Annotated in this window: 6 protein-coding genes and 1 pseudogene; 6 read left to right on the top strand and 1 reads right to left on the bottom strand. The window is 36.8% G+C overall.

Features of this window, described 5'->3' with window-relative positions:
- The 6 genes from E4T71_RS08160 to E4T71_RS08140 all read left to right on the top strand — a co-directional run.
- A partial coding sequence (locus tag E4T71_RS08160; RefSeq protein WP_194181234.1) for a transposase occupies window positions 1-342 on the top strand: 342 nt, incomplete at its 5' end.
- The gene (locus E4T71_RS08155) at window positions 339-827 is read left to right on the top strand and encodes an Ltp family lipoprotein (protein WP_135038817.1); all 489 of its coding nucleotides are present in this window, start codon (window positions 339-341) and stop codon (window positions 825-827) included. The genes E4T71_RS08160 and E4T71_RS08155, both read left to right, overlap by 4 nt.
- A gap of 87 nt (window positions 828-914) precedes the next feature.
- Window positions 915-1,826, top strand: coding sequence for an IS982 family transposase (locus E4T71_RS08150; protein ID WP_135038815.1), 912 nt, complete (start codon window positions 915-917; stop codon window positions 1,824-1,826).
- Window positions 1,827-2,158: 332 nt separating this feature from the next.
- Complete coding sequence (locus E4T71_RS08145; RefSeq protein ID WP_228062391.1) at window positions 2,159-3,148, top strand: helix-turn-helix domain-containing protein; 990 nt, start codon at window positions 2,159-2,161, stop codon at window positions 3,146-3,148.
- The gene (locus E4T71_RS10275) at window positions 3,145-3,636 is read left to right on the top strand and encodes an ATP-binding protein (RefSeq protein ID WP_228062390.1); all 492 of its coding nucleotides are present in this window, start codon (window positions 3,145-3,147) and stop codon (window positions 3,634-3,636) included. Before E4T71_RS08145 ends, E4T71_RS10275 begins: the two co-directional genes overlap by 4 nt.
- A 324-nt stretch (window positions 3,637-3,960) precedes the next feature.
- The gene (locus tag E4T71_RS08140; RefSeq protein WP_167758501.1) at window positions 3,961-4,719 is read left to right on the top strand and encodes a serine protease; all 759 of its coding nucleotides are present in this window, start codon (window positions 3,961-3,963) and stop codon (window positions 4,717-4,719) included.
- A 69-nt stretch (window positions 4,720-4,788) separates the two neighbouring features.
- On the opposite strand, the pseudogene E4T71_RS08135 reads toward E4T71_RS08140, so the two are convergent.
- A pseudogene (locus E4T71_RS08135) lies at window positions 4,789-5,039 on the bottom strand (group II intron reverse transcriptase/maturase); the annotation flags it as partial.

Raw genomic sequence — 5,039 nt, 5'->3', positions numbered from 1 at the left:
TGTAATACGGCTTGGATGAATGAATTTTTACGACAACTGTCAGAAGCTTACCCTAACGACTATATTATTTTGGTGATGGATAATGCGGTTTGGCATAAATCACAGACATTGGATATTCCTAGCAATATTGAATTTACATTTATTCCACCTTATACACCAGAGATGAATCCGATTGAACAAGTTTGGGCAGAGATTCGGAAATTAGGATTTAAGAACAAAGCATTTAAATCATTGAATGACGTCATTGATCAGTTGCAAGAAGTTATCCAAAGCTTATCAACTACTCGCTTACGATCGATTGTCCATAGAGAATGGATATCTGCTAATTTTGATTCTGAATGAGTATTAACACAAATAATGTAGTCTATTCTGCTACTAAAAGCGAAAAAAGTGCATTAAAGAAGGCTGAAAGTTATTCGAAAACCATGCATATGTCCAAAGAAGGAATTCGCGAACAATTGACAAGTGAATTTGGTGAAAAATTTTCAGAAGAGGATGCCAACTATGCTATCGAGAACCTTAAAGCTGACTTCAAAAAAAATGCTCTTAAAAAAGCTGAGGCTTACTCAAAAAATATGCACATGTCAAAAGAGGGAATTCGTGAACAGCTAGCGAGCGATGCTGGTGAGAAATTCACTCAAGAAGAGGCTGACTATGCTGTTGATAAATTGAAAGCAGACTACAAAAAGAACGCATTAAAAAAAGCTGAATCTTATCAGAAGATGGATATGTCTCCAGAAGCTATCCGTGAACAATTAGTTAGTGAATTTGGTGAAAAATTTACTCAAGAAGAAGCTGATTATGCTATAAACAATCTTAAAAACTAATAATACCCGTTGTGCTAGTTAGTTGTAGAAATAATAAAAAACTTTGCGTATCATAAACTCAAAACCACCACGAATTGAGGACATGATATGCAAAGCCAAGTACATTATCTCGCGAATCCTTCTCAAAAACAAGTCGTTTTCAATAAAATTTTAATGAAAGTGACTAATCTGTGCGAGAAATATGTTCCAAAGTCAGTTCGTTTCCGTAAGAATGTCCACTTACAAATTCAACCAGATGTTATTTTGATTTCTAGCTACATTTGGGCTCTACAACAAGGTTGTAAATCAGCTAATGCCATTTATCGCGCTATTCGGACTAACCTTTTTCCCGAATGTTTTCCTGAACGCTCTAGATTTTGCCGGATCTGCCAGAATCTTTCCCAAACTATTCAAATGATGCGCTATTATTTTGTAAAGACTCTCATCAGCGACTGTGAATTTGGTATTATTGATAGTTTTCCCTGTGCTTTGTGTAAACCAATTAGAAATTGTAGAGCAAAACTTCTTGAATCAACAGCCAATATAGGTTTTAACGCCACAAAACAAGAACATTACTACGGTATTAAATTTTCAGTAGTAGTTGGAGATAACGGTTTTCCGGTTAATTATGTAGTCACACCAGCTTCAGTTCATGATAGTCAAACAGCTTATGAACTACTCATCGCTAGTCCGTTCTCAATTGTTCATGGTGATAAGGGTTATGTGAATAAATCATTGAAAGAGAGCTTGCTGAGGTGTGGAATCAAATTAATTACTCAATTAAGGGAGAATATGAGTGATTACTCTAAACTGGAAAATTATAGAATTGGACGACTGCGTAAGTCCATTGAAACGGTATTCTCAAGTTTGGAACAATTCGGAATTGAAGATTTAAGATGTAGGAATCTTTATGCTTTAAAATTTAAAGTGGAGGCAATCTTATTAACATATTCCTTACTACTTCATCAAAGTCAAATGGAGAACGGTTTTAGTCTAAGGTATTCACTTGCTTATGGTTAATCAACCAACGGGTAATAATACTTCCTGGAACCTTAACCGTCTCAATCACGAGGCGGTTAAGGTTTACCTATCGAAACCCAAGAACTCACGAAAATCTCCACCAAACTCACCAACGCAGAAGCAGAAAAACTGCATTTTTAGGGGATGATAAGTGAGAATGTATCAATAACCCATCACAATCTAAAAATACGGTAGATTTTTTTCAGTTACGGTAGATTTTTACAAAATCTAATAGTAATTGTCCCTATCAAAACCTTATTTATCAGCATTTAGCCACTAAAAAATACGGTAGATTTTTTTCAGTTACAGTAGATTTTGGGAAAGGAGTAATAATGGACTTAAAACCTGAAGGGAAATATATTGAGTATAAAGCAGCAAAAAACTCTCTCCCAAAAGATTTCTGGGAAAGCTATTCAGCTTTTGCGAATACAGAGGGTGGTAAAGTACTGCTTGGAATTACAGATGACCTAGAAATAAAGGGTGTTAACAATCCTCAAAAAATACAATCAGAACTTTTTACAAATCTAAATAATACCCAAAAAGTTAATCGTAACCTCATTTCGGATCAGAATGTCTCACTAAAAGATTTTCAAGATAAAAAAATAATTGAAGTAACCATTCCAGAGGCAACAATAAGCCAAAAACCGATATATTTAAATCAAAATCCCAAACAGACCTGGATTCGAGAATTTGAAACTGACAGAAAAGCAACCGAAGAAGAATTAAAAGCAATGCTTAGAAACTCTCAAGATGATTTAGACAGTGATTTACTTAGTGGATTTGATATATCAGATCTTGATGAAACTAGTTTAAGTGAATACAAGATATTACTCACCCAAAATGACGATAGATTTCTAACAATGACTGATTTTGAAATGCTCGTAGAGATTGGTGCATATAAGAGAGATAGGCAAATAACCGATAAAATTGTATACAAGCTTACCTATGGGGGGCTACTATTTTTTGGAAAGTATAATAGTATCACTAGTGCCCAAGGACTACAAAACTTTCATTTAGATTATTTCAATTATATAAACACAAAAGATCGATGGAGAGACCGAGTAGCTCCAGGTGAACCTGGGTACCCAAACATCAACATTTTTAACTTTTATAGAGCTGTATTAAGTAAACTTACAGCTACTATTGACACAGTATTCGAACTTAGTAACGATTTAATAAGAACTAACTATATTAGAGATGTAGAGATTTCTTTACGAGAAGCCTTAGCTAATTCACTAATACATACAGATTATTTTGCAGAAGAGAGTGTGAAAATAGAAGCCTACAATACATATATAGTTTCTTTAATCCTGGAAAAATGAAAATCTCCATCGAAGAATTTATTAATGGGGGAACTCCAAAACCACGAAATCACACAATTACTAATTTATTCAGAAAAGTTGGTATCTCTGAAAGAGCTGGATCCGGCGGACCTCAAATTTTTGCTACAGCCCAAAATAATAAGTTAAACTTCCCAAATATTAAATTAGGACAAAATAGCACCGCAATACAAATTTGGAAAGTGGATATCGCCGATGCTCACCCTGAACTAGAAGAACCTGAAAAAGCCATTTTAAAACTATTAACAAAGGAAATTTTGCCACAAACTTCAAGAGAAATTCGAGACAAACTAGATTTATCAAAACACTATTTTGATAAATCTATAAAAAAACTGATGAGCCAAAATTTTATAGAGCAATTAGGACAAGGTAAGGCAACTAAATACGGACTAAAAACAGGTACCCAAGAATACCTAACTTCATTACAAAAAATGTTCAACATTCTACAAAATTATCATAAAAGTAGATGAGAAACAAAACCTCTCAACACCTACACCGCCAAGATTTAGTGTGAGGAGTAATACTCTTACAGTAAAAGGTCCGGCAGTAACTGCAGGACCTTTTACTGCACCCATCTTAGTAAGAAATCAAAAAAGGATTTAAAACCAAAGCACAAGTACAGTCTGCAGTAATGGCAGCTAAACTATTATTAAAAAATAGATAAAAAAACTAAACCATCACAGTAGAGCCCGCTATTTCTCCACTTCTATCTCTTACATCCATTATCCATCTTCTTTGCGTTTTCCTCTTTCAAAAAACGAATAAAAAAGAAAAAGGCCACAAAGGAGATGCTCATGAAGAAACGACTACTCACACTGCTACTTACTCTGGGAAGCATGCTTCTACCTACAGTCATGCTAGCAGAGGCTCGGAAAGAGGTTAGCCCACAGGAAGCAAGTATCTATCCCTTTCATCTAACACAAGCTCTCATCGCTAAGAGGGCGTCTGGGCAAACCACTCGGGGAACTGGAATCTACTTAGGTAAGGGTACTTTCCTTACTGCAGCCCATAATCTTACCAATGAGCGGGGGCAGCTATGGTCTGGGCAAACCATCCACACCTATAACGCTCAAGGAACAGAAATTTTCCACACAGGGTCATCTGCCAAGCCCTACTACCTATCCACATCCTATAGCGGATACGAGGATTTGAAAAACGACCTTGCTCTTATCCAAGTCGAGTCCAGCTTGGGACTCCCTACAGATAAACAAGAACTCAAGCTTGCTGTCTATCTAGAACCCCAAAAACTACTAGGGAAAACTGTATCGACTATGGGCTTCTCTAGTCTTACACGCCCACCTTACACTCAAGCATCCGGTAAGATTATTCGTGTAGAAGCAGATGGTACCTTAACCGCGGATCTTGGTCTAGTACAGGAAAATTCTGGCTCCCCTGTTTTTCTCAATGGTGAGATCATTGGTATTATTACCGCAGTAACGGAGGAATGCCAAGGTCAAAGTATCTGCCACCAAGCTACTATCACACCTTTGACAAAAGATCTGAAAGAACGGGTCTTGGATAAATTTAAACTAGGGGTTCGACTTGTGAACTAGAGTAATCGAGTAGGGACTAATGGATAGTCCCTCTCACACCACCGTGCGTGCCGTTCGGCACACGGCAGTTCAATTAACTTTTAACGCATGTCGTTTTAAGTAGTAATCGAGACAGCTGACCAGTCCTCGTTTGTCGAGGACTGGTTTTGATATTGCTCTCTTTAATACTGACTTTTGTGCTACTAGTTGGTAATGGTCACCCCAACCTGACACCTTATCTGCTATCCACCTAGGAACTCCGAGTTTCAGTAAGCCCCAAAGGCGACGTGACTTCTTTTTCCACTGTTTCCAGATGATTACTCGCATTCTCGTTCGAAGTC

The sequence above is a fragment of the Streptococcus sp. WM07 genome, assembly GCF_004570525.1.
In the GTDB taxonomy this organism is placed as follows: Bacteria; Bacillota; Bacilli; order Lactobacillales; family Streptococcaceae; genus Streptococcus.
Note: the sequence above shows the minus strand (reverse complement) of the source record. Positions and strands in the feature narration are given on the sequence as shown.

What these genes read in the sequence shown, in the direction of transcription:
- E4T71_RS08155 (WP_135038817.1), top strand. Translation starts at nt 339, where the DNA reads ATGAGTATTAACACAAATAATGTAGTCTATTCTGCTACTAAAAGCGAA.
- E4T71_RS08150 (WP_135038815.1), top strand. Translation starts at nt 915, where the DNA reads ATGCAAAGCCAAGTACATTATCTCGCGAATCCTTCTCAAAAACAAGTC.
- E4T71_RS08145 (WP_228062391.1), top strand. Translation starts at nt 2,159, where the DNA reads ATGGACTTAAAACCTGAAGGGAAATATATTGAGTATAAAGCAGCAAAA.
- E4T71_RS10275 (WP_228062390.1), top strand. Translation starts at nt 3,145, where the DNA reads ATGAAAATCTCCATCGAAGAATTTATTAATGGGGGAACTCCAAAACCA.
- E4T71_RS08140 (WP_167758501.1), top strand. Translation starts at nt 3,961, where the DNA reads ATGAAGAAACGACTACTCACACTGCTACTTACTCTGGGAAGCATGCTT.